Raw genomic sequence first — 15,687 nt, 5'->3', positions numbered from 1 at the left:
TTACCTTATTCTGGAAGAAAAATTAATTTCATTATTGTCAAAATTGGCCATACCTGTATAACTTCCGTTGCCTGATTCATTCTTTTTGGATATTTTAAGGCGGGTGGCGATATATGGACTTTCATTTGATCTATATCTGAATTTTAGATTATTATTATTATTCGCCTGTATATACTCTGCCCTATATCCATCTAAATTAAAAAATCCCGTGTCATATTCATAAATGAGAAAGTAAGCATAATCACCTCTATCAGGGTAATAGTATGTTTTTACATTTGGAGTTGTTTGTTTACAGTTTTGATATGCAGTGTAATTGGTTCCAGCGTTACTAGTTGCGGTTGCTAAACCAATACAAGGATCATATTCAGAATAAAGAGCAGTGCTTAAAGGAAAATATGTGAAGTTTATATTGATTGAGTTTTGTCTTCTAATCTCCTTGCGTGAAAAATCTCTTATAAAGAAATTATAATCTACATCATTAACTACATTAAAAACACCCTCTGCTTTCGCATTTTTATTGGATCTGAAAGAAGCTTCAACCTGATTACTGGCAGGATTTATTCCGTTTTCCCAACTAACTGCTGCAATTAAATAAATTTCACTTGCTCCCTTAATAAAAGATTCTTTATTTTCTTTAATTGTCATTGAAGGGATATAAGTATCTGCTCCTCTTTCAATTGTAGGTGGCGAAGGTACTTCACTTATTGGCGGAGTTATATTTCCGTTGTCATTTACGCGTTCATTCAATGTAATGGCCCAAACACGGTGTCTCTTAGCGAAACATTCATCAACGGATATGTTTTCAATTAATGCACCATTCTGATCGTAGGTGTAACCTGTAAAAACCTCTTGTCCGGCTATTTCTTCTCCGTCAAAAGGCACAATAACCGGATTTGGGTAAAAGCGTTCTAAAGGAATCACTGCATTTAAACAAGGATCCGGTTCTACCGGATTTCCCGGATCTCCAGGTTCTGTCGGGTCTGTTGGTGCCTCTACCACTTCCAGTTCATCGAAAAACGGTATGTAAATCTGAGGGTATAATGTTTCGCCGTTTATTTGTAGTGGCTGCGTTAGCGCTTGTTGCAGTGCCTGGAGATTTATGGCGCTGGGTGGTCCGTTTGGGTTAGAAGGGATGGGGCCGCTACTCATATTCAGATTCCTTTTTAAACTAAGCGTTTGCAAAGATTGTGGCTTTACCAAGTCATTTAAAAGTACATTGTAATCGCCATCAAATTTTTGCGAAACTCTTTCGTGAACCAATTTTTCATCTCCGGATCTTGGGCGAGTTTAGCGATGATCATGCTATATTCATTTAACTTTTTATTTAAATAAAGTTTGGCCTCTTGTTTGGTTGTAAAGGTTTTCGGCGGTTCTGCAGTTTGAGAGCTTAGATCCTTTTTACAACTCATCATTCCTATTGAAGTTGTGATAAGGATTAAAAAAAAATTGTGAGCATTTTTTTAGATTGTAATGTTTCATATTTATTAATTGTTTTAAGTATAATTCTGACTTAGGTAACAAACCTATTACTAAAACGCAGTATAACCAAATATTTAGTTTAAATGGTTTTGTATTGTTTTTTTGAAAAAAAAGTATCTTAAAGGGTACCTGGATGAGGTTTTAAATAGTAAAAGCTGAAAATTGAATGTTTTTATAATTTGGAATTTTACACCAACCCCTTAAAATTTTACACCAACTGCTTAAAAAGGAATAAAATTTGAAAAAAAAGAAGTTTGTATAGTGTGTAGATTTCTTTTAACATTTGCATAATTAATTTTACCCATCAGATGAAAACCATTTTAACAACAGGCAGCAATGGCCTTTTAGGACAAAAAATAACAGAAAAAATTCTTGCCGAAGGAAGGTTAAAACTAGTGGCTACATCTAAAGGAGCAAACCGTTACCCTGTTATAGAAGGTTACGAATATGCAGAAATGGATATTTTAGATGCTGATCAGGTTAAGCATGTTATCGAAAAATACAGACCTGATGCGATTATCCATACGGCAGCAATGACGAATGTTGATACCTGCGAGGCCAATAAGGAACTTTGTCATCAGCTTAATGTAGATGCTGTTGGAACCTTGCTTGCGATATGTGAAGAAAAAAACATCCGGTTGATCCATTTAAGTACCGATTTTGTTTTTGATGGTGCCGATGGACCTTATCAAGAAGAAGATGCTGTTAACCCGGTGAGTTACTATGGCGAATCGAAGGTATTGGCCGAAGAGCTGATCAAAAATTCAAAGGCAAACTGGAGCATCTTAAGAACAATACTGGTTTATGGAATTACAAGTGATATGAGCAGGAGCAATATTGTGCTTTGGGCTAAAGGCGCGTTAGAAAAGGCATCACCTATAAACGTGGTGAGCGACCAGTGGCGTATGCCTACATTAGCTGAAGATTTAGCCGAAGCCTGCTTGTTGGCGGTAGAGAAAAATGCACATGGAATTTATCATATCTCTGGTAAAGATTACATGAACATTGCAGATTTAGTGCGAAAAGTTGCCGATTATTGGGCACTCGATAAAACCTTAATTAAGGAGATCGGTTCGGTAAGTTTAAACCAGACGGCTAAACGGCCCATTAAAACGGGTTTCGTATTGGATAAGGCAATTAAAGATTTAGGCTACAACCCGCATTCTTTTGAAGATGGCTTGAAGATTTTAGATCGACAGATGAAAAAAGAAAATTAGTTCATTGGGAGTATGAACACTAATGAACCAATAGCAAATAAACCATTGAACAAATTAACATATTTATAAACTAAACAATATCTAAAAATGGCATTACAAGTAGGCGATAACGCCCCCGATTTTAAATTATACAGTTCTGATTTAACGGAAATTTCTCTTTCAGGTTTCAAAGGAAAAAAGGTAATTATCCACTTTTTTCCGATGGCTTTTACCGGAACATGTACCGAACAATTGTGTACCATGAGAGATAATTTTAGTTATTATGAAGGTATCGATGCCCAGGTAATCGGAATTTCAGTGGATTCTCCTTTCTCTTTGGCTAAATTTAAAGAAGTGCAAAGTTACCAGTTTCCGCTATTGTCTGATTTTAATAAAGAAGTATCAGCAGCTTTTGGTGCATTTTATGATGAATTTGCTTTCGGATTAAAAGGAGTTTCGAAAAGAGCAGCTTTTGTGATTGATGAAGAAGGAAAAATTGCATACGCTGAAGTTTTAGAAGATGCGCATGACTTGCCTGATTTTAAAGCAATTAACGATGCATTAAGCGCATAAAGCATAAACAGCAGAGATTATTTTGAGATTTTTTTTAAAATTTAATTGGAAATTAAAATATCAAATTATACCTTTGCAGTCCGTTAACGATACGGAAACGCATTTGTAGCTCAATTGGATAGAGCATCTCACTACGGATGAGAAGGTTTGGGGTTCGAATCCCTACAAGTGCACTTGAAGGGAGGATTGTAAAATCCTCCCTTTTTTTGTCTACATCCAGAACTCCTAATTCTCTCATTTTCAGGTAATTAATGGATAGTAAATTCATCATCGTAGGTGTTCGATACATGCCGTTTTCATAGTAGAGATTAGAGTCGAACACCAGTTCAATAAATTCACGCTTTTCCAGGGTATCAAATTCATGGTAAACGGATTTTATGTCCGTAAATGTATCCAGGCGGTTGTTGAGTATTTTATAGGCTTCACCGTGGTTAGTGCCTAACCTGGCGATAGCGATTTCCAGGTCGTCGATATTGGTCTTGTACTTTAAATACCACCTTCGGTAAGTCTCTTGGTCGATTTCATTTCTAATCCACTTTTCTTCGACAGCATAGAGCATTTCCTGTTCACCTGCCAGTTCTGCTTTTTTGTTGGCCAGGCCCTTCCTGTTATTTTCGACTTCTTTTTCGATTTCTTGATTCGCGCGGTCTCTGATTTTTTTTACTGATTTTTTTGGCAAGCTCATTAATTCCAATGCGGTATCAAATTGGATGTGCGCTTTCTTTGCGCTAATGTTGTTGTGTTTAGAGAATCTGCATTTATAGTAGTAGAAATATTGGCCGGATTTGCCACGTGAGGCTGCGCCGGTCACTACATTTCCGCAATGGCATTTTAAAATGGCTCTCAAGGGGAGTTCGTCGTTGACGATTGTTCGGGTTTTAGCGGGTCTGGTAAATTTACTCTGCACCATTTTCCATGAGATCATGTCGATAATAGGTTCGTGAATGCCAGGGAATAGCCCTCCGGGATGTTCTTTATAGGGCTCAGCTTTAATCAGTCCCGCGTAAACGGCATTGGTGAGGATCCGTTCCACAATCATGTTGCCTTTACGGTCTAGGCCCATTTCGGCCGCTTTTTGTTTGATCAGGTAAAGCGGTACGTTTTTTAGATAAGCTTCATAAATAAAACGTACGATTTTTGCTTCTCGTTCATCGATGATTAATCGTCGGTCTCTGGGTTCTCCTATTTTTTTATAGCCAAAGGGACTGATCCCAAAAACAAACTTTCCTTCCTTGGTTTTCTTGGAATATAAACCGGACCTGATTTTGATACTGCGGTTGATGTTATCTTCCTCTGCTAACAGCAATTGTAAGCCTGCCCTGAAGAAGCTACCTGGGGTATTGTAGTCAAATTCTATACCTTCTGAAACACTGATGATCTGGATACCATATTTGGACTGTAATGTTTTCACCATGCTCATGGCCTCGCCCGCGTCCCGGCTAAACCTGTCCATCTGGTCAACCAATAGGTAATCTACATTTTTATGGTATAGCCCGATAAACTCTTGTAGTTTGATGAAATCAGGTCTATCGAAGGTTTTTGCACTTTTTCCCCTGTCGATGAACGTGTCTACGAGGTTGATTTTGTGAAATTCTATATAGTGGTCAGTTACCACCCGTTGACGCTCAATTGAGTTTTCACTCTGCTTTTTGTCGCTGAACCTTAAATATCTAATTGCTCTCTTTTCCATATAATTCTTCCAGTGTGGATCTGACCAGCACTTTGACGATTAAATTTACCAAATTTTCCTCTTTTTGGTCGGCAATCCTGCTGATATCATTATCGGAATTCTCTATACTTTTGGCCGTTGTTATATCAGAAATGAGGCCGTTCTGATCCATGTCCGTTGATTTTTTGCTGTTATTGCTTCTAGGAATTTTGGCGGTAACGGCTTTTCGTACTCTTTTTTTTGGTGTGGCAAGTAGGTTCCTGGTAACTTTACTGCCCTTTCTAATCGCTTTCCTTTTTGGTTTGCTTGTTATAGTTTCCATAAGGATTAGGGTTTTTAGGTCAAAAGTCCGCCATTTCGGTTGCGCTCTGCCCAATGTTGGAGAAGTTGGATTTTTTAATCGACTACATTTGATACGTTTAAATTCAATTGATATAGAAAGTGTTAAGAGCACTGCTGCCAATCTGTTGTAAAGATGGATTTATGATAGGATTAGGCTTCTTTAGCTGAGTGGGGGGTATCTCATTCAATTCTGGTACAAATTTAAGGTTCAGTTCTGGCACGCAAAGGAATTTCCGGCATAAACGCTCCTGTGGCCTTTGCCCGCTGCCCATTTATTCCGTTCTCCTTTTGATTTGGCAGAAGCTGAACCTGGCCGGGCTCCATAATTAAATCAGAAAAATTATGGAAAATTTAAGTTTTAAAGTAGCGGAAATTGAGATCAGTTATCATCCGGCGTTTAAATTGGCGGAGTTGCCACAGGTTACATCCGCACAGGACGCCTATGAGGTTTTGATGGATCGCTGGGATGATGGTAGGTTGGAACTTTTAGAAGAGTTTAAGGTGATTTTGCTCAACAGGGGGGCTAGGATATTGGGGGTAGTGAACATTTCGCAGGGTGGTTTGTCTTGAACGCTAGCTGATCCCAAGGTAATTTTTGCAGTGGTGCTGAAAGCCTGTGCAAGTGGGGTCATCCTGGCGCATAATCATCCAAGTGGAGAATTGTCGCCAAGTGATGCAGATATTTCCTTAACCAGGAAATTAAAATCCGGGGGTGATATTCTGGAAATTAATGTCCATGATCATTTGATTGTTTCCAGGTATGGGTTTTATAGTTTTTAGGATGAGGGGATGATATAAGGTTAAGGGGAGGTTAATTCGAATTTGATAAAAGATAGTGACTATTTCTGGCCGAATTGACCTAGCGTATTTTCTAAATTAAGCGAAAAGCTTGTGTTTGTTTAAACAAAATAATCACTAACTTCATTTTTATAATAACGCTTTTAAACCAAACGATAAATTAGGGCCATTAACAAGGGCCATTCTATTGAGATTGTTCCGGGCTGTTCAGTCAATTGGAAATGAGATCGCTTTTCAAGTTGGAGATTGCGGTTTGGCCATTCAAAGAAATTCAAAGATTTTGAGGGAAAGTAGGAAGGACAGTCTTTGTTCAGCTTTGGCAAACCGGGTTAAACACCGTTGATCTCCTTTTGATCTGAGCCTGATGATCCGCAATTTTTAATAAGATATCATGTAATACGCCAAGTGTAAACCCGTCGGGATAAATAATATTAGCATTTATTCAGTTGCATGCTGTCCCTGACCAAATATCATTTTGATTAGAAATAACATCCCATATATTTTAATTTTTTATTTAACAGAATTATTATGGAAAATCAACCAGTTTATGTTGCCAATGCCATCTACAGGCTTGGAAAAAGTCACAATTGGAGTGGCTTATTAGCCTTAGAGTATGCAACATTTAGTGCTAAAAATGGTAAAGTGATTTCTGCTCAGGATCTGCAGAAGGTAAAAAACGAAGCCGAAAAAATATACAGATCTGCTGTTGCGCCAGAAGAGAGAAGGTTCGATTCAGATTTTGTACAGCTCCGATACGAATTGTACAAAGGAGTGGAAAAGCTAGGATTTTTTTCCTCAGAATATTTAGGAGATTATTTCAGTAGGAGACTTGAGGAGGTTTATGAGGATTCGATGCTGAATGTCGGCTCAGAAAGAAACAAGCAGGTTGGGAGCCACCTTAAGCATGGTCTAGAGAATGCAGCTTCTATTCTAACAGATGCATACGATCTTGCCTCTGCTAACCCTGAGTTTAAAGACGCCGTAGATAATGTTTTTGTATCAGATTTTCAGAGCCATCTTAGCGATGGTGAGCAGGAGATCAGGATTGCAAATCCCGACTTCGATGAGTTTCTATCAACCAATGGTATGTTGGACGCTACTGGCAAAATCCAAAGGGATGTCGCGGCTTTAAAAGACCTGCTGGTCAAAAAATTAGATAAGGCTTTTGCGTCGCTAGCCGCTACAAGCGGGGCAATTGGCGATCAGGTTGGCGATATAGGGTCTCTACTGACAGATACAGATGATAAAGTCGGGCAGATCCTGTTTAAAATAGCGGAGGAACAACGTGTGAAAAATGAGCAGGCCCTTTCCAATTGGGAAGATTATTCCATGCAGTCTACCATATCGCTGCTGGCATCTTTGATGGACAATAAAAAGTTTGCCAGCGATGTTGTTGCTGTATCTAATGCGATATTTCAGATCAAGGACCTTACGGCACAGTTCAACAGTATTGAGGGTATGTCCGCAATGGGAGCGGTGGGATTGGCATCGGGTTATATTGGAATTGCTGTTGCGCTCTTCAGTGCCTTTTCACAGCAGGGTGGTCCAAGCGCGGACGAAATTATTATTGGGGCATTGAACAAGGTGGCCCTGCAGATTGAAGAGGTGAGGAAGCAGGTGATGGAAGGACTGGGGATTATAGATAAAAAACTGGATTCTTATTTTAAGGAAACCTTTGATAACCTCAATATCATTATCGAATATTTGCGGGAAATAGATGTTGATGTTGATCTGGCCAGGGATTCCCTCCGCAATATAGCATTGGAATTGAGTTTGTTGCAGAAGGACGTAGACTTCAAACTCGATTATCTGATCAATCAAGAACTGAGCAGGCTGCGCAGTAAGATCAGAAATTTTAAACTCATCCACGGCCGTGAACAGACCGTTGAAGAGATAAAGTCCTGTTTACTGGAAATCATCCAGGAATTTGAAGATGCGAAAGAACCGATCCATACCGGAGATAGAAACGCAATAGCAGATGTAGATTCGCTCGCCGCTGCTATTGATCAAAAAGCGGTGCAAGGGGTGATCAGTATCCTTAAGGCCTATATCAGCAGTTTTACGGATCTGAAACTTAATGAGGGACGGGCAAGTAGGGAACGGCTGAATATCTGTATCGATCTTATCGCTCAATTGGCATTGGACAATCCGGTAAATTTTAAAGAGATTAACAGTGCAGGGCTGGAGGATATCCATATTGAGCTTAAAAAACACAACAGTGAGGTTGCACGTTTTCGTGGCAATGAGAAAAATGCCTATACCAAGGTATTCGAGCAGTTGGCCCAGCAATATCTATCTGCGGTATCGGCACTTAGGGATCAGACTGAAACCATTTACCGTCAGGAATTGGAAAGGTATACTGAAATTCAGAACAAGGATTTTTCTCTGGCCGGGATTGTTACGGTTTTGCAGAACTATATGAATATTGCAAGAAATGGATATCACCAGGATAACGACAGTGCTTCCGATATCTTTAACGGTTCAGCTTTACGGATACTAGAGGGATTTGCTTTCAGACATCAAGGTACTGATTCAATCCGGGATTACTATCCCTCAATTGACTTTTCGTTTCCTCTTGGAGTATCGATCCATGATTTTGTCAAGGCCTGGCTATTGTGCGGAAATGCTGATTGTCCGTCCGTGCATCTAAGTGAAGAGCTGGCAGAACATATCCTTGAAGAAAATCCATTTTTGGTGTTTGTGCTGAATCTGGGACTCAAAACCTATGAGCTGCAGCCTTCTTGTTTTAGCGCATTTAGCGCTATTGATATTGTTAGAGTAGGACCGGCAGAACAGATATGGGGGTGTTATTCAGTCTCATTTGCGTTAGCGGCAAATTTAAAAGGCGATAAATTAGACATTTCGAAGGTATTGATCGAAGACAAACTCAAAAGGTTTATTGTTTATAGCGGTGATGCAGCTACCCGGTTTTTCATCATCAAAGACGAACTAAAAGATGTTGGCGGGTACAAAATTTCTGCGAAAATAGATGGAACCGGTTTTTATTACGCTAAGGATAATGCGAAAGAGAAAACGCTACAACATGCGGCATCTACATTGAAAGATTATACGGGAGTCATTCGAAATAGAGTCTTGGCGGACCTATATGATAAGGGCAGCGAGCTGTATAGGTGTGTAAAAAGAGTTGAATGCTTCAAAAACCTGATTAAGCTCTTTGTTAAATATAGCCTAAATGAAAATTATGCCTTGATGTCGGACAATTTAGCCTATCTGATCGGTGAGGTGAGGACAGATTTTTCGGTGGTGGATTATACCCGGCTTGGAAAAATCCTACCTTTGTTGGATGGAGACATCGTCGAAAATCTAGTTGGTTCATTCAGCTTTCCTGATCAGGCACAAGCTAAGACAGCAGAATTTTGGGAGGACAATGACATTACGCTGCAGTTTTTGGACAAGGGTTTTATGCGAAAAGCAAATGAGTCGATCGAGGTGTTATTTGATGAAATATATAAACTGACTAAGATACCCACCGATGAACTACGGGTTTCGGAAAGTCAGACCTTGTTGGAAGTGATTTTGGTGCAAAAATCGGATTTATAATACTAATATGCCATCATTAGAGCAACTTTATAATAGCATGCCCCCTAATCAACAGTTTGTTTCTGAAGAACTGTTTGAGACGCTTAAGCTTTTGGAAGACCTGATTAAGGAAAAAAAACCAAAAATATACGAGGACCATCAGGGCTTGTACGAATTACGGGATCAATTGGTACAAGAATCAGATCGAGGACTTTGCCTTTTGGCTATTGGTCGAATGGACAATGTATTGACAGAATTTCTTCAGCTTAAGTTATTAGGAAGTAAAACCTTCAAACGAGACTTGTTCAATAACAACGGACCGCTGGGAACATTTTCTTCAAAGATCAAAATGTGTCTTGCCATGGGGTTAATCTCAAATGGTTATTATCAAGAAATCGAAGTAATGCGAAAAATCAGGAATATTTTTGCTCATTCTGATCAGCCTATTACATTCGAAAGTAAAGAAGTTGAAACCCTGTGCCTTGGTTTGAAGGTTTTCGCTGCACAGAAAGGGAGACCCAATAGATCAAAATTTATATCGACCTTTCTTTTTGTCATTACAGGCATATACACGGAATTAAGGACTGCTGTTCCTTTTGAGGAAAAAAAGGAACAGCTCTCACAAGCAGCAATTAATAAGGTTGAAAAGACCCAACAAGAAGTTCGCAGTATGTTTGATATTATTCCTGGAACAGATAGTAAGAATAATTCCGCTGGTTAGAACTTCTTTTTTTTGGCGCTGGGGCATCAAGTAACTCGTGACCATTTAACCTGTCATTAAGCCCTGGCGGCTTTAGCCTCCAGAATTGCAAGATATTTCATGCCATATGGATCTATGATTTTTTCGGGCGCTTCAATCTGTAATGCAGAATAAACAGCATTAGCAAATCCAGGAAATCCTCCGATAGCACCTGACCAATGGTCAGCGGTTGCATATCCATAAACCGCACCAGCCAACCCCATTGCCGTTCCGAAAATAATTGGGCCAATCCTGCTCTCGCTGAACTTTGATGACAATTGTGCCTTATGATGGTTCAGCTCCTGGATTTTAGCTTGCAATAGTCGGTCATCATCATACTTTTGATCAAAAGCAATCTGTTCAATGATATTTCTCAGTTGGCTGATATCTTCGCTATGTTTGTCTTTGATACGCGATAGTTTGCGTAGATCCAATTCCAATGGAAAAGGAATTACACCTTTAAGGACTTCTCTGCGTCTCTTTTCCTCAACCGGGTTGCCAATCTGCTTGTGGTAAGGCCTACCATTTGGTATAATTGGATTATCTGTTGCAGGTAATAGATCAAGTTTTTTTGCAATGATGTTAGAAAGATAAGACATCAGATAACCTGCTGTAATGCTCTCGACATTATACCAGTTGCCATCCGATCGTTTGGCTAGGCCAAGAATCTCTAATCTATATAATAACTCTGCATTGAATTTTTGCCCGTTAATATTAGAAGGTACAAACTTTCTACCATTGATACGGAAGGCTTCATTGTAATGTTCGAATCTTCTTCTTTTTTCAGCAATACGATATCCCGGGCGGGAAACAAACTCTATAAACGGATCGACCAACGAGAAGGGGTCGCTGAGGCTATGAATCGGATTAATTGGAACAACCAAATTTTCTCGAACAAGGTCAGCCATAAAAGGTTCATAAAGGTTCGGACTGTAGAAATATTCATCAGGTACAATTGTACCAACAGAATCATAATAGATAAGCGAACGCATCGTCCACTCATTTTGAGGAAGATTAATATAGGGGAAATAAAGTAAATTATTGGGCATAAAGAGCGTTTTGACCAAGGTAAGGAAAGAATGTGATTTGTGCAATACTCCTATTTTTGTCAGATTTCCTATCACCAAAGAACTAAAAAACAAAGTCAATAAAACTTAAAGAAATTACAGGGTTATTCTTTTGTGTCCAATCTATCCAATATTGGATAGCTCATGTTTTTTCCTCGCCAATTTTGGATATCAAATTCAAAACAACATGGAAACAACTGTATTGGAGTTAACTCCTGAATTGGAGATAACACTCGAACCTAAAAATTATCCTTATGGCATAGGAGACGTGCCCCTTGGTACTTATGCCGCAAAACTCGACTTTATGTTATGGTCAAAAAGCGGCCTGACCATTAACTGTTTTTTCAGCTTACCAGATTCACATCAGAAAATCAGTCTATCGGTTTACCGGAAAGCTGTCAATCAGGGCAGATATCTGGCTGGTGAGACAGAGGTGCGATACTTGCCTTTTGGAATTTTACTCGAGCTAACAGTTGAGGCAAACGAACTCGGAAAGCCGGTACTGACTGATATGGTCATTAAAAAACATGGACAATAAAACAACTTATACCGGTTTAACTGCACCGGCTCGGGTTCCTCGCCGTTGGTCCTTTTCTCCTTAAAAGAAAAGGAGCAAGCGGAAGTCGGGCGAAGCCTGACTTTTAGCCCTCTAGCTAGCGCTAGTGGCTATTGGAGAATTCTCCGGGAATTCTTTGGCGCCTTGCAGGTGGCTTTTAATAAGAAAAAGGAACTCCCTGAGGAATTCTAAAAAAGGGAAACGATGGAACACTTGAGCGCAATAAAACACGGCAAAATCACCGGTGAAAGACTGCACAAGATCAGTCTCGAACTGGGCCGCTCTAAGCGGCTGGTTTTCGCACAGATGGTGGATTATTTTTACCGCAATAAAAAAGATCCCACTGATCTGAACGATGAACTGCTGAAAAATTCGCTGGCCAAAAGCCATAAAACCTACATGGGTTTTATCCGCTCACAGGAAGAGCTGTTATTGCTGCCGGTAAAGCAAGGGGTAGAAAAAATGATTTCCAACCAACGGGACATTGTCAAATTTTTCAACGAGCAGGTGCTTGCTGCGAACAAAACACTGCTTTCAGGTCAGCAGGAAATGATCAAAATCAATCACGAGAATGAAAAACTGCTAAAAGCCGTATTTCAGCGTATGGAGGCAAAAGAGCGTCTCAAACTTAAATTTTTGCAGGTACTGAACAGCTATATCAAAGCCCGGGAAGAACTTGGTAGTTTTAAGGGCAGGGAAAAGGAAGAACTGGCCGAAACAGCGAGAAAACAGGTAGAAATTTTGTAGGCTTATGTTTATCAATATCACGGATAGTGAAGCTGGAAACAATAAAGGTAGTAGCGCCCAACTGGTGCATTACCTGGATAAAGAATCACGGTTGTTTCCTGATGTATTAGCTGAACCTTGGTTTAATGGGAATGATCAACATGTTGATTCTTACCTGGTAAAAAGCCTGATTGATAAAAATACGGCCAAATTGGGCAGGGATGAGGCTAAGTTTTTCCTGATCAATATTTCGCCCAGTCAGAAAGAAATTGCCCACCTGAAAATGCTTGATCAAATGGGAGCAAAGCAAGAGTTAAAAGCTTTTGCGGTAAAAATCATGGATGAATATGCCCGGAATTTTTACCGCAAAGGTATTAACAGCAATGAAGATTTGCTCTGGTTTGGTAAGCTGGAAAACTACCGTTATTATTCCTATAAAGATAAAGAGGTCAAAAGTGGGCAGGTGAAAAGGGGAACGGTAAAACCCGGAGAGCAGATGCATATTCAGGTGATTGTCAGCCGCAGGGACATCAGCAATAAAATCAAACTGAGCCCGATGAATAATTCCAGGGGCACCAATGCAGGACATTCTAAAATGGTCGGGCAGTTTGACCGGGTAGCTTTTAAAGTTTCAGGGGAAAAGCTGTTTGATGAGCTGTTTGGCTTTGAGAGGCCGGTGAGAGAAAGCTTTAAATACGCCAACACCCAAAAGAACGGGAGTCTGGAGGAGCGGATCGCAATGGCCGGACAAAAAGAAAATAACATGCACCAACAATCGGTTTCAGCTCAGGAACGGAACCTGAACGTTTTGCCAGAGCTATTGGCCCCGCCTGCCGATACTTTAATGGACCTGCTACTCGCCAGGGCTGAATTCGATCCCCTCGCGCCCGTCCAACAGAAAAAGAAACGGAAAAAAAGGTGCCAGCATTCAGAACTAAAAATCTAAAGAAAAACAATGAATACAGGAGAAGATATAGGTGGACTTAGAAAGATCACCGATTTTACCAGGCTGATCAGTCTGTTTATTTTAAGCATCCATTTTTATATGAGCTGTTATTTAGGCTTTAGGATCTGGGGCTTTACGGCAGGGATTACTGATCGGTTGATTTTAAATATCTCCAGGACCGGGCTTTTTTATGGGTTTATGATGCCAAAACTGGCGGCACTATTGTGTCTGGCCATTTCGCTTTTGGGGGTCAAGGGCAGGAAGGACGAAAAGATCAGAAGGAAAGATATTATCATTTATCTGGTGATAGGACTGGTGTTATATTTTATAGGGGCTATTGTTTTTGAATTTGGATTTGGTGTCCGGCTTACCGCTGGGCTTTATATCCTAAGCACTTCTAGCGGTTATCTTTTAGTGCTTTCTGGTGGTGCCATGCTTTCTAGGTTAATTAAAGCCTCAATCAGTACCGATATCTTTAACAGCGAGAACGAAACCTTTCCGCAGGAGGAGCGGCTATTAGAGAGTGAATATTCGGTTAACCTGCCGGCTAAATATAACTTAAAAGGAAAAATCAGGAACTCTTACATCAATATCATTAATCCTTTCCGGGGGCTGCTCGTTACGGGCACCCCCGGATCTGGGTGCGGTCTGGGAAAAGTTATTTTGTAATCCGCCATGTAATTACCCAGCACATCCGCAAGGGGTTTTCAATGTTCTTATACGATTTCAAGTTCGACGATCTTTCAATCATTGCCTATAATGCGCTTTTAAGATACAAACATAATTATGCTGTTAAACCCACTTTCTGGGTAATTGATTTTGACAGGATTTATCATCGCTGTAATCCGCTGGATCCGCAGAGCATGGAAGATATTACCGATGCAACTGAGGCCAGTCGGACGGTGATGCTGGGTTTAAATAGGGACTGGATTAAAAAGCAGGGCGATTTTTTCGTGGAAAGTGCCATCAATTTTGTCACGGCTGTAATCTGGTTTTTAAGGAAATACAAAAATGGCCGCTACTGTACTTTACCACATGCGATCGAGCTGATCCAGGCCGAATATGACAGGCTTTTTGCGGTATTGCAGGAGGAACCGGAGATCAGGGTGCTGATTAATCCATTTATTTCGGCGCTGCAGCGCAAGGCGATGCCTCAACTGGAAGGGCAGATTGCCTCTGCCAAGATTGGCTTGGCCAGGCTTTCTTCACCACAGTTATATTATGTTTTGAGCGGCAATGATTTCACGCTGGATATCAATAACCCACTGGAGCCTAAGATTGTCTGTATGGGCAATAATCCGCAGAAGGTGCAGACCTATGGGGCGGTGCTTTCGTTATATGTGAACCGGATGTTAAAGCTGGTGAACAAAAAAGGCATGCTGAAAAGCAGTATTGTTTTTGATGAGTATTCTTCAATTTTCGTGGGGGGCATGGACAGTCATATTGCGGTGGCCAGGGGGTATAAATGTGCAACGACCTTAGGCTTGCAGGATTTTTCGCAGTTGAGAAAAGATTACGGGCAGGAGCAGGCGGATGTAATTTCGGGTATTGTCGGAAATATTATCAGTGGGCAGGTGAGTGGGGATACGGCAAAAAAACTTTCAGAGAATTTCGGGAAGATTGTGCAGGATAAGGAGAGTAAAAGTATTAACAGTTCTGATATTTCTATTTCAAGGTCTACGCAGATGGATTATGCGGTACCCGCATCGAAAATTGCGTCGCTGTCTTCGGGTGAGTTTGTGGGAATTGTGGCGGATAACCCGGAGGAGAAGATCAGGCTGAAAATGTTCCATTGCGAGATTCAGAATGATCATAAGGCAATTGCTGAGGAAATGGAAAGTTGTGTGCCAATTCCGAGACCGAGAAAAGTGGGTTATGGCGATATCGTTGAGAATTACCTGATGATTAAATCGGAGGTGGATGCTTTGCTAGAGGAGGAGTGTGCGAAGATTTTGGCGAGGGTAGAGAAAAGAAGATCAATGGAAGAAAATAATGAAAAGAAAGAAGAGTCTGGTGCAGAAGAGGATGATCAAGAGCAGTTGGTTAGTATTTGATT

At 40.3% G+C, this 15,687-nt stretch carries 11 protein-coding genes, 1 tRNA gene and 3 pseudogenes; 11 read left to right on the top strand and 4 right to left on the bottom strand.

Translation table 11 applies throughout. The annotated features are described in order from the left end of the window. A complete protein-coding gene (locus R2R28_RS22275) occupies positions 1 to 1,149 on the bottom strand; it encodes a hypothetical protein (protein ID WP_316827859.1) in 1,149 nt (382 codons plus the stop codon). Positions 1,150 to 1,787: 638 nt separating this feature from the next. On the opposite strand from R2R28_RS22275, the gene R2R28_RS22270 reads away from it, so the two are divergent. The 3 genes from R2R28_RS22270 (at position 1,788) to R2R28_RS22260 (ending at position 3,421) form a co-directional block, all read left to right on the top strand. After that, entirely contained in the window at positions 1,788 to 2,696 is a 909-nt protein-coding gene (locus R2R28_RS22270; protein WP_316827858.1) for an SDR family oxidoreductase, read from the top strand. 87 nt (positions 2,697 to 2,783) lie between these two features. After that, positions 2,784 to 3,248: a redoxin domain-containing protein gene (locus R2R28_RS22265; protein WP_316827857.1), complete on the top strand. Its 465-nt coding sequence runs from the start codon at positions 2,784 to 2,786 to the stop codon at positions 3,246 to 3,248. A 99-nt stretch (positions 3,249 to 3,347) separates the two neighbouring features. After that, positions 3,348 to 3,421, top strand: a tRNA-Arg gene (locus R2R28_RS22260). Positions 3,422 to 4,149: 728 nt separating this feature from the next. On the opposite strand, the pseudogene R2R28_RS29235 reads toward R2R28_RS22260, so the two are convergent. Both R2R28_RS29235 and R2R28_RS22255 read right to left on the bottom strand, forming a co-directional pair. Continuing rightward, positions 4,150 to 4,938 (bottom strand): annotated as a pseudogene (locus R2R28_RS29235) (recombinase family protein); the annotation flags it as partial. Next, positions 4,919 to 5,239 (bottom strand): hypothetical protein, encoded by a 321-nt coding sequence (locus tag R2R28_RS22255; RefSeq protein WP_316827856.1) that lies wholly within the window; start codon positions 5,237 to 5,239, stop codon positions 4,919 to 4,921. The pseudogene R2R28_RS29235 and the gene R2R28_RS22255, both read right to left, overlap by 20 nt. Before the next feature lie 362 nt (positions 5,240 to 5,601). Between R2R28_RS22255 and R2R28_RS22250 the strand changes: the two genes are divergently transcribed. From R2R28_RS22250 to R2R28_RS22235, 4 genes and pseudogenes are all read left to right on the top strand, one after another. Continuing rightward, positions 5,602 to 5,829 (top strand): hypothetical protein, encoded by a 228-nt coding sequence (locus R2R28_RS22250; protein ID WP_316827855.1) that lies wholly within the window; start codon positions 5,602 to 5,604, stop codon positions 5,827 to 5,829. 15 nt (positions 5,830 to 5,844) lie between these two features. After that, positions 5,845 to 6,039, top strand: a pseudogene (locus R2R28_RS22245) (JAB domain-containing protein); the annotation flags it as partial. A 546-nt stretch (positions 6,040 to 6,585) separates the two neighbouring features. Then, positions 6,586 to 9,618, top strand: coding sequence for a hypothetical protein (locus R2R28_RS22240; RefSeq protein WP_316827854.1), 3,033 nt, complete (start codon positions 6,586 to 6,588; stop codon positions 9,616 to 9,618). 7 nt (positions 9,619 to 9,625) lie between these two features. Further along, on the top strand, positions 9,626 to 10,318 hold the full coding sequence (locus R2R28_RS22235) for an MltR family transcriptional regulator (protein ID WP_316827853.1): 693 nt from the start codon (positions 9,626 to 9,628) through the stop codon (positions 10,316 to 10,318). A 56-nt stretch (positions 10,319 to 10,374) separates the two neighbouring features. On the opposite strand, the gene R2R28_RS22230 is transcribed toward R2R28_RS22235, so the two are convergent. Next, the gene (locus R2R28_RS22230) at positions 10,375 to 11,385 is read right to left on the bottom strand and encodes a kinase (RefSeq protein WP_316827852.1); all 1,011 of its coding nucleotides are present in this window, start codon (positions 11,383 to 11,385) and stop codon (positions 10,375 to 10,377) included. A 205-nt stretch (positions 11,386 to 11,590) separates the two neighbouring features. Here R2R28_RS22230 and R2R28_RS22225 point away from each other — a divergent pair, with 205 nt between their 5' ends. The 4 genes and pseudogenes from R2R28_RS22225 (at position 11,591) to mobC (ending at position 15,685) form a co-directional block, all read left to right on the top strand. Continuing rightward, positions 11,591 to 11,941 carry a hypothetical protein gene (locus tag R2R28_RS22225; RefSeq protein WP_316827851.1) on the top strand — a complete coding sequence of 117 codons (351 nt, stop codon included), beginning with the start codon at positions 11,591 to 11,593 and terminating at the stop codon, positions 11,939 to 11,941. Positions 11,942 to 12,163: 222 nt separating this feature from the next. Continuing rightward, positions 12,164 to 12,706: a BfmA/BtgA family mobilization protein gene (locus R2R28_RS22220; RefSeq protein WP_316827850.1), complete on the top strand. Its 543-nt coding sequence runs from the start codon at positions 12,164 to 12,166 to the stop codon at positions 12,704 to 12,706. 4 nt (positions 12,707 to 12,710) lie between these two features. Then, the gene (locus tag R2R28_RS22215) at positions 12,711 to 13,631 is read left to right on the top strand and encodes a DUF5712 family protein (protein WP_316827849.1); all 921 of its coding nucleotides are present in this window, start codon (positions 12,711 to 12,713) and stop codon (positions 13,629 to 13,631) included. Positions 13,632 to 13,640: 9 nt separating this feature from the next. Next, positions 13,641 to 15,685: pseudogene (mobC, locus tag R2R28_RS22210) on the top strand (conjugal transfer protein MobC). Positions 15,686 to 15,687 lie beyond the last annotated feature (2 nt).

The organism is Pedobacter miscanthi, from assembly GCF_032678605.1.
Classification (GTDB): domain Bacteria; phylum Bacteroidota; class Bacteroidia; order Sphingobacteriales; family Sphingobacteriaceae; genus Pedobacter; species Pedobacter miscanthi_A.
This window is presented reverse-complemented; position numbering and strand designations above follow the sequence as displayed.

Coding starts and splice junctions, on each gene's coding strand:
- R2R28_RS22275 (WP_316827859.1), bottom strand. CDS start 1,149: ATGAGTAGCGGCCCCATCCCTTCTAACCCAAACGGACCACCCAGCGCC.
- R2R28_RS22270 (WP_316827858.1), top strand. CDS start 1,788: ATGAAAACCATTTTAACAACAGGCAGCAATGGCCTTTTAGGACAAAAA.
- R2R28_RS22265 (WP_316827857.1), top strand. CDS start 2,784: ATGGCATTACAAGTAGGCGATAACGCCCCCGATTTTAAATTATACAGT.
- R2R28_RS22255 (WP_316827856.1), bottom strand. CDS start 5,239: ATGGAAACTATAACAAGCAAACCAAAAAGGAAAGCGATTAGAAAGGGC.
- R2R28_RS22250 (WP_316827855.1), top strand. CDS start 5,602: ATGGAAAATTTAAGTTTTAAAGTAGCGGAAATTGAGATCAGTTATCAT.
- R2R28_RS22240 (WP_316827854.1), top strand. CDS start 6,586: ATGGAAAATCAACCAGTTTATGTTGCCAATGCCATCTACAGGCTTGGA.
- R2R28_RS22235 (WP_316827853.1), top strand. CDS start 9,626: ATGCCATCATTAGAGCAACTTTATAATAGCATGCCCCCTAATCAACAG.
- R2R28_RS22230 (WP_316827852.1), bottom strand. CDS start 11,385: ATGCCCAATAATTTACTTTATTTCCCCTATATTAATCTTCCTCAAAAT.
- R2R28_RS22225 (WP_316827851.1), top strand. CDS start 11,591: ATGGAAACAACTGTATTGGAGTTAACTCCTGAATTGGAGATAACACTC.
- R2R28_RS22220 (WP_316827850.1), top strand. CDS start 12,164: ATGGAACACTTGAGCGCAATAAAACACGGCAAAATCACCGGTGAAAGA.
- R2R28_RS22215 (WP_316827849.1), top strand. CDS start 12,711: ATGTTTATCAATATCACGGATAGTGAAGCTGGAAACAATAAAGGTAGT.